The sequence below is a fragment of the Ureibacillus chungkukjangi genome (genome assembly GCF_044795995.1).
In the GTDB taxonomy this organism is placed as follows: Bacteria; Bacillota; Bacilli; order Bacillales_A; family Planococcaceae; genus Ureibacillus; species Ureibacillus chungkukjangi.
The window spans coordinates 124,591-139,585 of the sequence record NZ_CP085010.1; the positions used below are offsets into that span (position 1 = coordinate 124,591).

A 14,995-nucleotide genomic window follows, 5' to 3' on the forward strand; every position below is an offset into this window, starting at 1 on the left:
TGAAATCACCTCTATACGCTCCTAACTCTATGAAGTTAGGATTATTTTCATATAAAAGTGGCTCACTTTTCAACTGCGATGGTGGCTCAGTTTTAGCTTATCAAATACATACAGGGGGCTTACTGTTTTCAACATTGATGTTTATTAATCTTTTTATCATTTTTATGATTATAGGTTCAATAGGCTATAAAAAAAACCGAGAAAAACAATTGCTGAAAAAAATGATAAAGGAAAAAGAATATTTAGAAGCTGAAAAAAAGTATATGTATAACATGAAGGTATTTGCTTTAAATAAAGACATTGCTGTATTAAGTTCCTCCTTTGGAGAAGCAACCAGACACTACGGTATTAAATACAAGCAATCTCCACATATTACAGATAAAGACTCAGTTACAGGCAAATATTTTAATATAGAAGATTACGAAGTCTTTATAGATGATTCCGAACAAAACTTAAAAAGTGTAAAAGAGCTCATAGATAGTAGAGAAATTACATCCTCACAAATATTCCACTCGGGGTATCTAATAACTAGTTTGAAGGAACTGAACGAGCGTATTCTTGCTAAATCAACATTAGAAGCAGCTCAATCGGAAGCCGAGGAATTAGAAAAGATAAAAAAAGAAGAGAGTGAATGGCGAGAGATTTGGATAAAAATTTATGAACAATATGAAGTGCCATTCCGCTTTTTACCTAGTTTAAAACCAGCCGTAAACGCTTTAAAAGAAGATATCGCTTCAAAAGGAACCCTACATAATAGTAAATACCATGTTGTTTTACTTGATAATTTAGCTGAAGGACGTTTAAAAAGGGGCGAGTTTTTATGTACCCAATCTGAAAAGTTAAACCTTGAAACAACTCCCATTGAACCGGAATACCATGTGATCAATTGCAAAAAATGCTTAGATATATTAAAACGGTGGAAAAAGTAAATATGTTTAATTAGAAACAGTATTTACTCCTTTTTATGTAAAGACAATATAAAAAGAACAACCTGCAGTTGTTCTTTTTTGTGTGTGCCAGGCATGGCAACTATCTAGGTGGTGAAAGTCCACTGTGGGGGTACACATCGACCAACCACTAAGGAAGCGCAAGGTACTTATCGTGAGGTAAGGGCTGGAGGAAGCGTGGAATAAAATCTTGGCTCGACGAACAGAAATCTGATACTAAGGCTCTATAAAGGGATAAGGCTCCACGACAAGTCAAAGTCCAAAAGATGTGCGTAGCTTTGTAGGGTAAATCAGGCGAGTAAAAGAGGAAAGATAGTTGTCTTACCCTGGGAGGTCTTGCGGATGTACCAAAAGTACAGTCGAAAAAGGTTAGTCGCAAGAAGTCAGCAGATGCCATAGTAATGACCTTTGGTCATGAAGGGCAGAACAATTTATAGTGTTTCAACACCACAAATGCGTAAGTGACGGACTCCGAATGTGTTAATGGTGAAAGTATGAGCGTATCTCAAATGATAACCAAAATGGAGATATTACTTACTACGTGAGAGGAAAGGAGAAACGAGTGTGCAACTATTAGAAAAGATTCTAAGCAATCGAAATATGAATGAAGCCTATCTACGTGTCTTTAGAAATAAAGGTGCAAGTGGTGTCGATGGAATAACGGTCGATGAACTTAAACAATATCTGAAAGAGAACAAGGATGAGCTATGTCAGCGCATCAGAACTAGAAAATACCAACCACAAGCTGCCTTAAGAGTGGAGATTCCAAAAGAAAATGGTAAGATGCGCAAACTGGGAATACCAACAGTAGTGGATAGGGTCGTTCAACAGGCAATTCATCAAGTACTCAGTCCGATATTCGAAAAAGAGTTTAGTGAATTCAGTTACGGTTTCAGACCAAATAGAAGTTGTGAGATGGCAATTATAAAAAGCCTCGAATTTCTGAATGATGGATACAATTGGATAGTGGACATTGACCTTGAAAGATTTTTCGACACAGTCAACCATGATAAACTAATGCGAATTATATCCAATACAATCGATGATGGAGATGTCATTTCTTTAATAAGAAAATACTTGGTCAGTGGGGTTATGGTAAAGGGTAAATATGAAGAAACACCGGTTGGAACTCCGCAAGGAGGAAACCTCAGCCCACTGTTAAGTAACATAATGAATCGGCTACACTAAGTTGGACAGATACTATAAGGGCTAGTAGACTTAACATACTAACCTAAGGGAGCGTGCTACTATGTCACGTCAACGTCGAACTTTTACACCAGAATTTAAACTTCAATTAGTCAAGCTTTATGAAAATGGAAAGTCTCGTGCAGATATCTGTAGAGAATATGAAATCACGCCATCTGCATTAGATCGCTGGATTAAAAACCATCAAGAAACTGGGGCCTTCACTGCGAAAGAGAACCGTACTGATGAAGAAAATGAGTTAATAAAATTACGTAAAGAAAATCAACGTTTAATGATGGAGAATGACATTTTAAAGCAAGCAGCGCTGATCATGGGACGAAAATAGATGTGATTCGAAATAACGCTCACAAATATTCAATATCAGCAATGTGTAACGTCCTCAACATCGCCAAAAGCACATACTATTATCATGCCAATTTGAGTGAAAAAGAAGCACATAACACAGAGGAAGTAGAACTTTCCAACGAGATTGAACGACTCTTTAAAGAAAGCCGTAGTAACTATGGTACTCGTAAACTAAAAGTAGAATTAAAGAAGCAGAAGATGGTAGTTTCTAGACGTCGAATCGGTCGAATCATGAAACAATTAGGACTGGTATCAAAGTATACCGTGGCACAATACAAGCCGTATAAACAAACCTGTAATGAAGCACCCATCAAAAATGAGTTACATCGTCAGTTTAAACAAGAAGAGCAATTAGCTGTAGTTGTAAGTGATTTAACATACGTCCGTGTTGAGAAAAAATGGCACTATGTATGCTTATTTGTCGACCTTTTCAACCGTGAAATTATTGGTCACAGTGCCGGTCCTAATAAGACAGCAGCCCTTGTGTATCAAGCATTAGCCAGCATTAAAGGGAATTTACATAACATCAAGATGTTCCATACAGACCGTGGAAAAGAGTTTGATAACAAACTAATTTCAGAGGCACTAGAAACATTTGGGATTCAAAGATCATTAAGTATGAAGGGTTGTCCCTATGATAACGCCGTGGCCGAAGCGATGTTCAAAGTATTTAAAACCGAATTCGCAAACGGAGCACACTTCGCTTCTCTTGAACAGCTCGCTCTTGAACTTAATGATTATGTTCATTGGTTCAATAACATTCGAATTCACGGAACACTAGGTTATTTATCGCCAGTGGAATTCAAGAACAGGTCCTTATAAAGATTGTCCAGTTTAGTGTTGACATTCCATAATGTTGAATGAACTGGATAAGGAACTAGAAAGTAGAGGTCTTCAATTCGTAAGATATGCGGATGACGCTCTTATCTTCGTGAAGAGCGAGAAATCTGCAAATAGAGTTATGGAATCAGTCGTGAAGTTTATAGAAAAGAAATTAGGATTGATAGTCAATGCAGAAAAGAGTAAAATCGCTCGTCCAAAAGATTTGAAATTCTTGGGGTTTGGTTATTACTACGATTCAAAAGACAAGAAGTATCAAGTTCGACCACATCCAATGTCAGTACAGAAATTTAAAAGGAAACTTCGGCAATTAACAAAGCGAAACTGGAGCATACCGTTAGACTACAGAATAATGAAACTAAAACAAGTAATATTCGGTTGGGTAAATTACTTTAGAACTGCAAAAATGAAAACGGCTATGCGAGAAATTGATATGAAACTACGCTCAAGAATAAGGGTAATTATTTGGAAGCAATGGAAGGTACCGAGAAAGCAGATTAGGTCTCTAATCCAATTAGGGATACCCGAAGAAGAAGCCAAAGGCTTAACATACTGTAGGAAAGGTTATCGATTTATCGGATTATCGAAAGTTGTTCATAGAGCTATCTCTAATAAAAGACTAGAACAGAGGGGAATACCCTCTGCTCTTGAACGTTACTTAAAAGTACACACTGTAATATAAATTGAAACGCCGTATACGAGATCCGTACGTACGGTGTTGTGAGAGGGGCGAGAACTTATTCTCCCTCTACTCGATTATCTAAGTTTATTCTTTTATTGCATATATTTCATTTGAAGCAATCTCCATTGGCTTTTCAATATTTTCTCTTATTCTGCGTAATATCTGTTCACTATTTACCAACTCCTGAAGCACAATTGGAAAATTATCAGAATAAGTGTTAATTGAATACTTTTTAACAGGAAGTCTATTCTCTTCAATTATTGAACAAATATCATTCACTTGTTCTGCTGTTAATACATCTGGTTTCTTAATTATATGGTGATAAATCTGTGTACGTCTTATTATTGGTAAATCCGTATCGTTTTGTATAAGAACTGTATCGTTTGCAATAACAATCATAGGTTGGAACAAAATATAAGGCACATCTTCTCCATGTTTTTTCTTTAGTTCTGAGTGTATTAATCTTTGTTTAAGAGCTAGATGCCTATTTACTTGAGCGGTTACATCCTTCTCCATAGGTACTATTTTGCCTCCATTGGAAAGCTGCTTTAACCACTGGCCATCTTTCGTAACGATAATATTGTATTGACCGTTAGGGGCATAGTTTTTTACTTCAATGGAGAATAGTCCCTTCGTGCATACAATTAAATTATCTGTTTCTATTGATTGTCCATCAACCTCAAAACGAACTCCTGAATAGATATTCCATATATCCTTGTATAAAGATAATTCATTATTAACATTGGCTTCGCCCTTAACGCCAGACGATATAATTGAAAGACTTTGTTTTGTACTATTTACTGCATAAGTTAGGTTTTTACGATAAGTTAAAAGCTGTTCTTTTACTTCTGAAATATATTGTTGTATTCCATTTTCAATTAAGATTTGCTTGATATGTATTGTAGAAATATCATTAACATATTTTCCTTCTATATATTTAATATGATCCTCTAGATTCTGATACAATTGTGGTTTATCAAAAGTGGTTAAAAGTTTGAACTCACTTTCTAAAATCTTTTCTAATTCATCATTATCAGCTTTCACTTCACTACCTACAAATTTGAAATTAGAGAATGGAGTTAATGGGGTGTTATCACACGTTTGTTCAATTGATGATTTGACAGATTGAATATGTATAGATAAGATTTTTTTTACCTTTGCAGTAAGATTTATTCTATTAGTTAGGCGATTAACTTTGCTTGTTTTACTTACTGGAAATGCCCACTTGCTTGCTTTTTTCTGATTATAGTCTTCAAACATTCCAGATAATGCGCCAATACTGATAAGAACTCCAAACACCCCTATAAGAACAAATATTTCAGGTTGATAACCATATAAAAAATATACGATTCCTATAGGTAAAGCAAAAATGAAGAATAGTAATAGAATTACACCGCGTATCATAGGGTAAACCTCATTTCAAAAGTTCTTAATATCGTATATTTTTTCATATAACTCCTCCAATATAATCCAAGTTTAACAAATAATATATTAACATACTACATTACTATCCTTAAATCATGTGTTAAAAAGTAGAGGGCGAACAGTTTAATAATCGGTATCAAGTCTAGTTGGTTACAACATTTTACTACCCCAGTTAATTAAAAAAGGAAATTTGGAATTAATAAAGTACCATACGTCAAGATGTTTTACTCTTATAATTATAAGCTTTAGTTCGTTACTCATATTGAGTAATTGAATTTTATTTTGATATATGAAAAATCTTACAACTAAATTATATTATTATTAAAGGGAGGTATATTGATGCCAGAGATAGAGTTAGTAAATTTCGGTGAGATATGGACTGTTACTGGTCCTATAATAATTACAGGAATAATATTGATTTTTGTGGCAGTAATTTCTTTAGCTATATTAAGGAATATGAAAAAAGGGTTAATCAAAGAGTTAGTGAAAATTGGCATTATTGTTGGTATCGCAGCAGTTACAATCATCAGTTTTCAAATTACCTCCATAATATGGGGACAATAATTAATTAAAAACCCAGGGGGATTTTTCCGAATAATCTAAAGGATGAATAGCAATCAGCTAATCATCCTTTTTTACTATGAAAATTTTTCTCTAGTATATTGGTAACGAACCCTGAAAATTAGGTCAACCTGTTTTTAATAAGGTTGTAACCACCTTGCCAGTGGTAGCAATTTTGTTGTACATTAATCATTTTTTCGATTCTGTTATTATAGGAATTAACCATCATTGCCCCTTCCATTTTTAATCAATTTTTACTATGTTTGTATTATAGATGTTAATTAAAAGGGGGTGGGGGCAAGTGTCTTTATATGCTTATTTGCCCTATGAAGAAGCAGCAAAGGTTCAACATGATACAGGAGTGCTCTTTCATTATGAAGGCAAAGAGGTTTGGTTATTTCAATCAACTAATATTAATTCAGATGAAAGAGAAATGCTAAAGAAACAAGGTTTAGGACGTTTTAAATGTTTCTCTTGCGGTGAGGATATGAAATTTGTTGCTCATAACAAAAAAAATAACTATTTTAGTCATTTTCAAAGAAAAGAGTGTACATTACCCGAATCACTAGAACATGCCATAACTAAATTGAAAATTTACACCTTGTTTAAACAAGCCGGATATATACCCAGGTTAGAAAGGGTATTTAATACTATTCATGCGGATTATAATCCGCGAGCAGATGTATTCGTTGAAGCAATCTCCGGAAGTGAAAAAATTGTTGTGGAGGTGCAAGGTAACAAGAGTATTCTACCAAATACCGTAGCAAAAAGGACAATGGCCTATGCTGCGGAAAAGATACCTACCGCATGGGTATTGATACTGGAGAACTACTTCGAGCAATACGGGGGTACAACCGTTACTGAGGTGATAAAACATAATGACGGTTCTTTCACTAATGAGGTGCGAGCTCTACGCTATGATGAAGATTCTATATTTACCGTTAGCGGAGCCCCAAAAAGTTTTAGTCAATTAATGGCTGCATATGGGTATGTGATAGCCGTTAATCATGAAGGCCATTTTTTCTTAATTAGACAAGATGTTTTTAGTAATAGTGATGTCTATAGAATTAGCCGTATTCCTCATGAAAATTTAGTAGAAGTCTTGCTGACTACTGAATTAGTTGATTTAGATTATCATTATGAACCAAAAACAATGAAAGAAAAGGGGTTTTTCCATGGACTTGCTGGATTCGACCATGAATTAACCGAGGAATTGATGAAGAATAATTCTCCTACTGCTATTGATTTTGAATTGGCCTATCAGATTGAATTAGAACGATTAAAGAGCGAAGGGAAACTGGACCCGTTATTTTTAATTCGACAGTTAAAAGAGGTTCGAGAATTTGTAAGCAGGGATAAAATTAGAGAGAAGTATTCAGCTCAACGAGAAAAAATGAATGAAAGCAAATATAGAAGCGGTGTTGAGAGATTTAATCGGAATTATACTAAGTTATTAAATGTAAAAACATATATGAATGACTTAATGGTTAAGTTAATACAACAAAAAGAAGAACAAGAAGAATTGTTGTATATGAAGGTGTACGAAAATACTATAAATGAATGGAATAGCCGTTTAGATGAAAAACAAATAGAGAATATGCAATTAAAAATCCGATTGAAAAAGATTCTGTCCGAATTAGAACAGAAAGCTCTAAATATAGAAAAGTATATTGAAACGAGAACACAAGAAGGAATTCAGAAAAGACAAATGATATTAGCAGAAATTGATTCATTGCAAGATACAGGTGGTAAAAGTACCCAACGAGGAATCATTGAAGTAGTAAAAGTGTATGGAGAATTTAATAAACAAACAAATAAAGAGCTTGTAAAATCACTAAAACAAATTAAGAATGTTTACTCTCAAGAGATCGAAAAACAAAAAAAGAAAGAAGAGAAAAAAAGTATTGAACAACTAAGAGACGAAGAAAGAAGATATAGGGAAACTAGGGAATGGCGATTATTTTAATTTGCTATTTCAATGGCTTTCATATATTGGAGACTAATAAAATCCAATAAAAGTTAAAAGCATTATAAGTCTATTTTTCTATGATAATTGTTTATTAGATGCACTGGAAAGAGATTTCATGAAAGCAGCAATCAAAAATTAAATTTATTAAATAAGGACTAGTGATACATAATGCCACTGCTACTAAATGTACCTTTCAATGAGAAAGATGAAGCCAAAAAAAAGGGTGCAAAATGGAACCCTGATTACAAAAAATGGTCTGTCTGGAATAGAAAAGATTATCAAAAATTTGCAAAGTGGTTCAATAATGATGACGATACCAATATTATAATTTGTGACCATATTTATATAATCGAAGCTAATCGTAAATGTTTTAAATGTGGGAAGAAAACAAAAGTTATAGGTTTTGGTATAGAGAAATACTTATTACTTTATTCGGCTGATTTGCATGATCTAGATGAATCAGAAGTTGAATATATTGCAGAATATTATAATAAGGAGATAAACATAGCATCCCAAATTTCCAATCTTCCAAAAGAAATAGTAGATTATATTCAAAATAACTATAATTATAATATGACTTATTCAAAATTTACAGGAACTTCATATCTAGCAAATTGTTGTGAACATTGCGACATAATTCAAGGGGATCATTTCTTGTTTAGCGAAGTAGATAGTCCATTTTTTATGGATAGTATTCAAAAAGCAAGGAATTTGAAACTTTATAAATTTGATTTGAATTATGACATAGCTGTTAGTGGGAATGTTAGTTGGGGTTCAAATGATTATTTAATAAAAAAATATGGGGAAATAATAGAAACTGGTCTAAAAGTTTAACTCCAAGCCTTAGCATATGCTAAGGCTTTTTTATTACATTCCTTGTGTGTAGAGATAATAAAGTTGTTTTATTTACAATAAAGTCCTTTACATCCATCGATACTAATTAGGGCAGTTTAACTCATCCATTTCCAAGATTCTTATTTTTCTGTTGATAAAATTTAATATATGTTTATTAATATCTTTATAATTACGTTAAATTGGTAATATTCATATCATTAATGGTGACTATTTACCTATTTTCTAATTCATTTTAATATTTAATAATGTTCCAAGAAAATACTTATTGGTATTTTAATTTTTATCAAAGGGGAAAATCGATGAATAGAAAAAAAGTCCTGTTTAATAGTTTTACATATATCCTTTCGTTATTTCTAATTTTAAGTTCAATACCTTTTTATGGAACTAAAGAAGTATCCGCTCAAGAAGATGACGGAACTTCAGTAAGCGGAGAAATAGACACTTCTGAGAATAAGCAATTACATAACACAGATAGTAATTCTAGCGCAACGTTAAAAGAAATACCTGATTTGAGAAATGCGAACTCAAAAGTCTTTTTGAATGAAGATGGTTCTTATATAGCGGAAGTATACTTAGAACAAATACATTACAAGGAGAATAATCAGTGGATTGATATTGATAACACATTAGTTTCTTCTGGAGATAATCAATCTTTAAAAAATACAGACAACCAATTTGAAGTTAACTTTCCAAAGAAACCATTTCAACAGGATGAAACAGAGTTATTCACATACGAAACTAAAGGTCATGAAATGCAAATAGATTTAGTTACAAATGACTCTGATACATCAACAACAGAAGAGCCGAAAGAAATAATTCCTACTGTAAATGAAAATCAAATCGTACTAAAGGAACCATTAAATGATGTAACTTTTGAATATATTGTGGAAGGTTCCAAAGTAAAGGAAAACATTATCTTAGATTCCTACCAAGGAAAAAATTCATTTGCTTTTGATTTAAATGTAAAGAATTTAGAAGCGAAAAAGCAAACAGACGGAAGTATCCACTTTTTGGATCAAAAAGGAAACTTTGTTTTTCTAATTGAACGTCCATATATGTATGACTCTAGCACAACAAATGGGCCAGAGGGAGAGATCTCTCAAAATGTTGAACAAGAAATTGTAAAAACAGAGAATGGGTATCTATTAACAATTACTGCTGATGAAGCATTTCTAACGGATCCTAAACGTGTATATCCCGTAACAATCGACCCATGGATTGATGTTAATCAAGCTGAAGATACATTTGTTGCGAGTAGTTCAACAAGCAATTATCATAACACGGATTATTTATCTGTAGGATACAATTCAACTTTAGGGAAGACTCGTTCTTTACTTAAATTTAACTTGCCAACTATACCGAATGGGGAAGTTTCGGACGCGAAATTACTGCTAAATCAAATTACTGACAGTTCTGCTACTCAAGTAGATGTACATCAAGTAACTGCACCATTTAGTACAACTACGGTCACATGGGCAAATCAACCAAAATACAAATTAGAACCATCGGGAAAAAATCAAAATTCGGCTAAGGGTGAAGCAGCATTTTCCGTAACTGATACTGTAAAAGAGTGGTATGAATCACCAAGTACAAATTACGGATTATTATTAAAATTTCCAGATTCTATAGAGGGAAGTACCTTAAGGAAAACCTACTATTCTTCTGAATCTACAAATTCATTATCTACTAAACCATCATTAAAAGTAACTTATAAACCGATTGAGTTATTGGGACTAACAGATTACTGGACATATACACCAGATAACTTCCAAGGTGAAGGTGCAGCAGTAGTTAATGTCATAAACGGTAATATGGTCTACGACATATCTTTATTGAATCTACCTGGAAAGACAGATGCATTTAATCTTGCTTTAACATATAACAGTCTTTCTTACTATAATTATCATTATGGATTCAGTTGGATGTTTAATGCACATGAATCAATATTAACAAATGCTGATAACTCAATCGTTGAATATCGTTCCGAAGGTGGTGGACGCTACCATTTTACAAAATTAGAAGATGGCAGCTATCGTTCTCCAGAAGGTTACGAGGGATATGAAATGACTAGAACAACGAATGGATTTGAGTTAAAAGATACAAATGAAACTGTTCGTTATTTTGATAATCTTGGTCGAAATTATGAAATAAAAGATGAGAACGGAAATCGTATAGTTTATACATTCGAAAATTCGTCCAGTTCACGAGTGACGAAAATCACAGAGCTTACTGGTACAACAGAAACAGGACGTTCGATAGCATTGGGCTATACGAATGGATACCTAGCTAGTGTGACAGATTTCAATGGAAACATAACATCATTGTTATATGATACGGTAGCTGGAAGAAATGTATTAGAAAATATTATTTATGCAAAAGGTTCATCTACTGAAAAAACAATTGAGTTTTCGTATGATCCGAATACGGCTCGCTTAATTGCAGTTAAAGATGGAAACGGTAATATTGGGAAAATTGAGTATGACCCTTTTACACAACAGGTTACGAAGTTAATCGATCCTCGTAGTGACGAGATTTTTTCTTCATTAGAATATGGAGATGGCTATACTATTTATATAGATTCAAACGGGAATAAAACTAGATATGTTTACTCTTCTTCTGAAAGTAAGGACACTACTAATGTAACAGAAGTTACCGAGAATTATGAAACTAACTTAGCGACAACTTGGAAGTACGTTTGGGAGAAAAATCGAATCGTAAGTACAACTGAGCCTGACCAAATGACTGGACTTACTCCAAATACACCAACTACAACTGCTGAGTATAATGAAGATGGGGAGTTACTGACTCTAAATACAACTGGTAATCAATCTGTAGCATTAGACCGTACAGATGAAAAAAATAATGTTATTGCCACTAATGATTCAAGTTTAGTAGAGAATCATTTCACATATGATGCATTTAGTAATTTAATTTCAACTAGTAACAACATGGTATTAACGGACTATAACCAATATGATAAATACGGGAATATTACTCAAAGTGCTAGTCCGACTAGTGGTAATTATAATCGTTTACAAAACAGTCAATTTGAAAAACTCGATACGACGTATCCAACGGGCTGGAGTCGATATATTGGAACGGGAGCTGGTACTCATCAATCGAGTACAAATAGTTATATCATGCCGTAACGATTGCTAGCAGACTGCAAGAAGCCCTACAGCAAAATGATTATAATTTCTTTCTATCGATTTTTACCAATGAATCGAACAATACTTTCTTTGAAACATTGGACTATTCCGGTACCATTGAAGAGAGAGAACAAGCAATCTATGATTTAATGAACGAATATTCGAGAGATGGCCGGTTAGTTGCTATTAACGCGCGGGAGCTGGACAATTTAAAAGCAGAATTACATTTTGAATATTCGGATCAAGCAGCCACCAAGAAGGTGAAAGTACAATTAGCACATATGTACTCGGATGGGGTGGATGAAACGATAAAGATTAAAACTCCCCATAAAGAGATAGTGAATAATATAAGTGAGCAAAAATAAAAATTAGCATTTGGGAATTGATGAAGTTTTTACTTAAATTCTGGCTGAAAGGTTGTGCTGTGATTTTAAGTCACCGCGCAACCTTTTATTAATTTATTGTACGTTTCCTATCCAAAGGCACTTAGAAGTATGGAATGTCAACACTAAACTGGACAATCTTTATAAGGACCTGTTCTTGAATTCCACTGGCGATAAATAACCTAGTGTTCCGTGAATTCGAATGTTATTGAACCAATGAACATAATCATTAAGTTCAAGAGCGAGCTGTTCAAGAGAAGCGAAGTGTGCTCCGTTTGCGAATTCGGTTTTAAATACTTTGAACATCGCTTCGGCCACGGCGTTATCATAGGGACAACCCTTCATACTTAATGATCTTTGAATCCCAAATGTTTCTAGTGCCTCTGAAATTAGTTTGTTATCAAACTCTTTTCCACGGTCTGTATGGAACATCTTGATGTTATGTAAATTCCCTTTAATGCTGGCTAATGCTTGATACACAAGGGCTGCTGTCTTATTAGGACCGGCACTGTGACCAATAATTTCACGGTTGAAAAGGTCGACAAATAAGCATACATAGTGCCATTTTTTCTCAACACGGACGTATGTTAAATCACTTACAACTACAGCTAATTGCTCTTCTTGTTTAAACTGACGATGTAACTCATTTTTGATGGGTGCTTCATTACAGGTTTGTTTATACGGCTTGTATTGTGCCACGGTATACTTTGATACCAGTCCTAATTGTTTCATGATTCGACCGATTCGACGTCTAGAAACTACCATCTTCTGCTTCTTTAATTCTACTTTTAGTTTACGAGTACCATAGTTACTACGGCTTTCTTTAAAGAGTCGTTCAATCTCGTTGGAAAGTTCTACTTCCTCTGTGTTATGTGCTTCTTTTTCACTCAAATTGGCATGATAATAGTATGTGCTTTTGGCGATGTTGAGGACGTTACACATTGCTGATATTGAATATTTGTGAGCGTTATTTCGAATCACATCTATTTTCGTCCCATGATCAGCGCTGCTTGCTTTAAAATGTCATTCTCCATCATTAAACGTTGATTTTCTTTACGTAATTTTATTAACTCATTTTCTTCATCAGTACGGTTCTCTTTCGCAGTGAAGGCCCCAGTTTCTTGATGGTTTTTAATCCAGCGATCTAATGCAGATGGCGTGATTTCATATTCTCTACAGATATCTGCACGAGACTTTCCATTTTCATAAAGCTTGACTAATTGAAGTTTAAATTCTGGTGTAAAAGTTCGACGTTGACGTGACATAGTAGCACGCTCCCTTAGGTTAGTATGTTAAGTCTACTAGCCCTTATAGTATCTGTCCAACTTAGTGTAGCCGATTCAGTAAAGCTTTTTCAACTTAAAGGGGTTAGCACACTCCAACTCTATAACCTATTGGTAAAGAGTCCATTCCACATCCTTGAAAATAGCAGCAGCAAGTCTACCAATCATGATAGGAATATCTTTATCTATAAAAAAAAACCTGGAATAATATAGGCCCCAGTATGGACAAAATCCCAATCAACTTATACATGACTCATGTATCTTTCTATGCATTCATTAATTAAGCACTATTAAAATGGGAGTTACGCTCCTTGATGAATTCTGCCACTTACTAAGGGATTAGAATAAGGATATAAAACGCAATAAGTAATAAGGGATACCTTTCGCAATATTTACCGCACCCAGTTTTTGATAAGATCAGCCGTAAATTATCGACCTCCCATATTCAAAAGTAAGGATTTCGGAATTTGGATATCAACTGAAAATGAGCGGCTTAAGTGATGAAGAGGAGGAACGTAAGGGGGACGAGTAGTAAAAATCCTGTGTAAATTTTTAAATGTAGAATTTTTTCTTATTCCACAAAGGGCCATTTAATTGAATAACATCTTGAAAGAAAATTTGATAAGAAATGTACTTAACAAAAACTGATTTGTAACTTTTAATTTGTCCTTACGACTAATAATTAGTAGGAGGGAAGGACATGAAAAAATTTTTAATTACTTTATTAGTATTAATTGTTTTAGCTTTTGGGATTTATTTTGTAGTCGGTCTATTCAATGCTAAACCGCCTTCGCCAATGATTACTGTTGAAGGAAAAAAGATAGAAGTGGCACAAGGTTCGTATTGTTGGGATGGTTTATTTAATTATTCTATTTGTGCCGATTCGATTTCTCCACCAATGCTAATTGAACATCAAGAAATTAAACCTGTGATTGTATCGCCTGAATCTGAATTAAAAATAGAATTTAAAAAAGAACCTAACGAAAATACATTGGGAGCAAATATATGGCCCAATGATAACGAAGTAAAAAATGTTTCACTAAGAAATAATGTTTTGGTAGCACCAAAAGAAAAAGGTGTTTATGTGTACGATGTCTATGCAAGGTGGGAAGAAGGAGATTCAAGTTATACGTTTGTTATTGAAGTTAGATAAGGCTTCGGCTTCTTCAAGTAACGAGAGCTTTAGTTGAACAACGTTATTCAACAAACGGGCGCAATTGAAGAGGAGTTGTGCCTTTTTCAGTAATAGGGCCATATAATTGGTGCGACACGTTCCTGATTCAAATGAGATGTGGTTAACACAATCTCGGTAAAGGTCAGGCAATTTATAAATTAAAATTGAAGGATATT

At 34.0% G+C, this 14,995-nt stretch carries 10 protein-coding genes and 2 pseudogenes; 10 read left to right on the forward strand and 2 right to left on the reverse strand.

The genetic code is table 11. From position 1 onward, the window contains the following. Positions 1-29: 29 nt before the first annotated feature. The 4 genes and pseudogenes from LG296_RS20165 to LG296_RS20180 all read left to right on the forward strand — a co-directional run. A complete protein-coding gene (locus LG296_RS20165) occupies positions 30-929 on the forward strand; it encodes a hypothetical protein (RefSeq protein WP_153062730.1) in 900 nt (299 codons plus the stop codon). A gap of 582 nt (positions 930-1,511) precedes the next feature. Beyond that, positions 1,512-2,120 (forward strand): annotated as a pseudogene (locus tag LG296_RS20170) (reverse transcriptase domain-containing protein); the annotation flags it as partial. 76 nt (positions 2,121-2,196) lie between these two features. After that, positions 2,197-3,320 (forward strand): IS3 family transposase gene (locus LG296_RS20175; protein WP_404426987.1). Its coding sequence is split into 2 segments (ribosomal slippage): positions 2,197-2,443 and positions 2,443-3,320, totalling 1,125 coding nucleotides; the frame shifts between segments, so codons are not numbered across the junction. Positions 3,321-3,345: 25 nt separating this feature from the next. Further along, positions 3,346-4,020, forward strand: a pseudogene (locus tag LG296_RS20180) (group II intron maturase-specific domain-containing protein); the annotation flags it as partial. An 84-nt stretch (positions 4,021-4,104) separates the two neighbouring features. Here the strand turns inward: LG296_RS20180 and LG296_RS20185 are convergent. Further along, positions 4,105-5,424 (reverse strand): nuclease-related domain-containing protein, encoded by a 1,320-nt coding sequence (locus tag LG296_RS20185; RefSeq protein WP_107937851.1) that lies wholly within the window; start codon positions 5,422-5,424, stop codon positions 4,105-4,107. Positions 5,425-5,784: 360 nt separating this feature from the next. Between LG296_RS20185 and LG296_RS20190 the strand changes: the two genes are divergently transcribed. From LG296_RS20190 to LG296_RS20210, 5 genes are all read left to right on the forward strand, one after another. Next, positions 5,785-6,009, forward strand: a complete 225-nt coding sequence (locus LG296_RS20190; protein WP_107937852.1) for a hypothetical protein — start codon at positions 5,785-5,787, stop codon at positions 6,007-6,009. A gap of 298 nt (positions 6,010-6,307) precedes the next feature. Next, on the forward strand, positions 6,308-7,972 hold the full coding sequence (locus tag LG296_RS20195; protein ID WP_193768086.1) for a competence protein CoiA family protein: 1,665 nt from the start codon (positions 6,308-6,310) through the stop codon (positions 7,970-7,972). Positions 7,973-8,143: 171 nt separating this feature from the next. Then, positions 8,144-8,809 (forward strand): DUF5710 domain-containing protein, encoded by a 666-nt coding sequence (locus LG296_RS20200; RefSeq protein WP_107937854.1) that lies wholly within the window; start codon positions 8,144-8,146, stop codon positions 8,807-8,809. 320 nt (positions 8,810-9,129) lie between these two features. Beyond that, positions 9,130-11,979: a DNRLRE domain-containing protein gene (locus LG296_RS20205; RefSeq protein ID WP_107937855.1), complete on the forward strand. Its 2,850-nt coding sequence runs from the start codon at positions 9,130-9,132 to the stop codon at positions 11,977-11,979. 98 nt (positions 11,980-12,077) lie between these two features. Further along, positions 12,078-12,344 (forward strand): hypothetical protein, encoded by a 267-nt coding sequence (locus LG296_RS20210; RefSeq protein ID WP_153062724.1) that lies wholly within the window; start codon positions 12,078-12,080, stop codon positions 12,342-12,344. Between the two features lie 159 nt (positions 12,345-12,503). Here the strand turns inward: LG296_RS20210 and LG296_RS20215 are convergent. Next, positions 12,504-13,627, reverse strand: a protein-coding gene (locus LG296_RS20215) for an IS3 family transposase (RefSeq protein WP_404426987.1) whose coding sequence is annotated in 2 segments (ribosomal slippage) — positions 12,504-13,381 and positions 13,381-13,627 — 1,125 coding nt in all. Because the reading frame shifts where the segments join, the coding sequence is not laid out codon by codon here. Between the two features lie 718 nt (positions 13,628-14,345). Here LG296_RS20215 and LG296_RS20220 point away from each other — a divergent pair. Beyond that, complete coding sequence (locus LG296_RS20220) at positions 14,346-14,798, forward strand: hypothetical protein (RefSeq protein WP_107937937.1); 453 nt, start codon at positions 14,346-14,348, stop codon at positions 14,796-14,798. Positions 14,799-14,995: the final 197 nt, after the last annotated feature.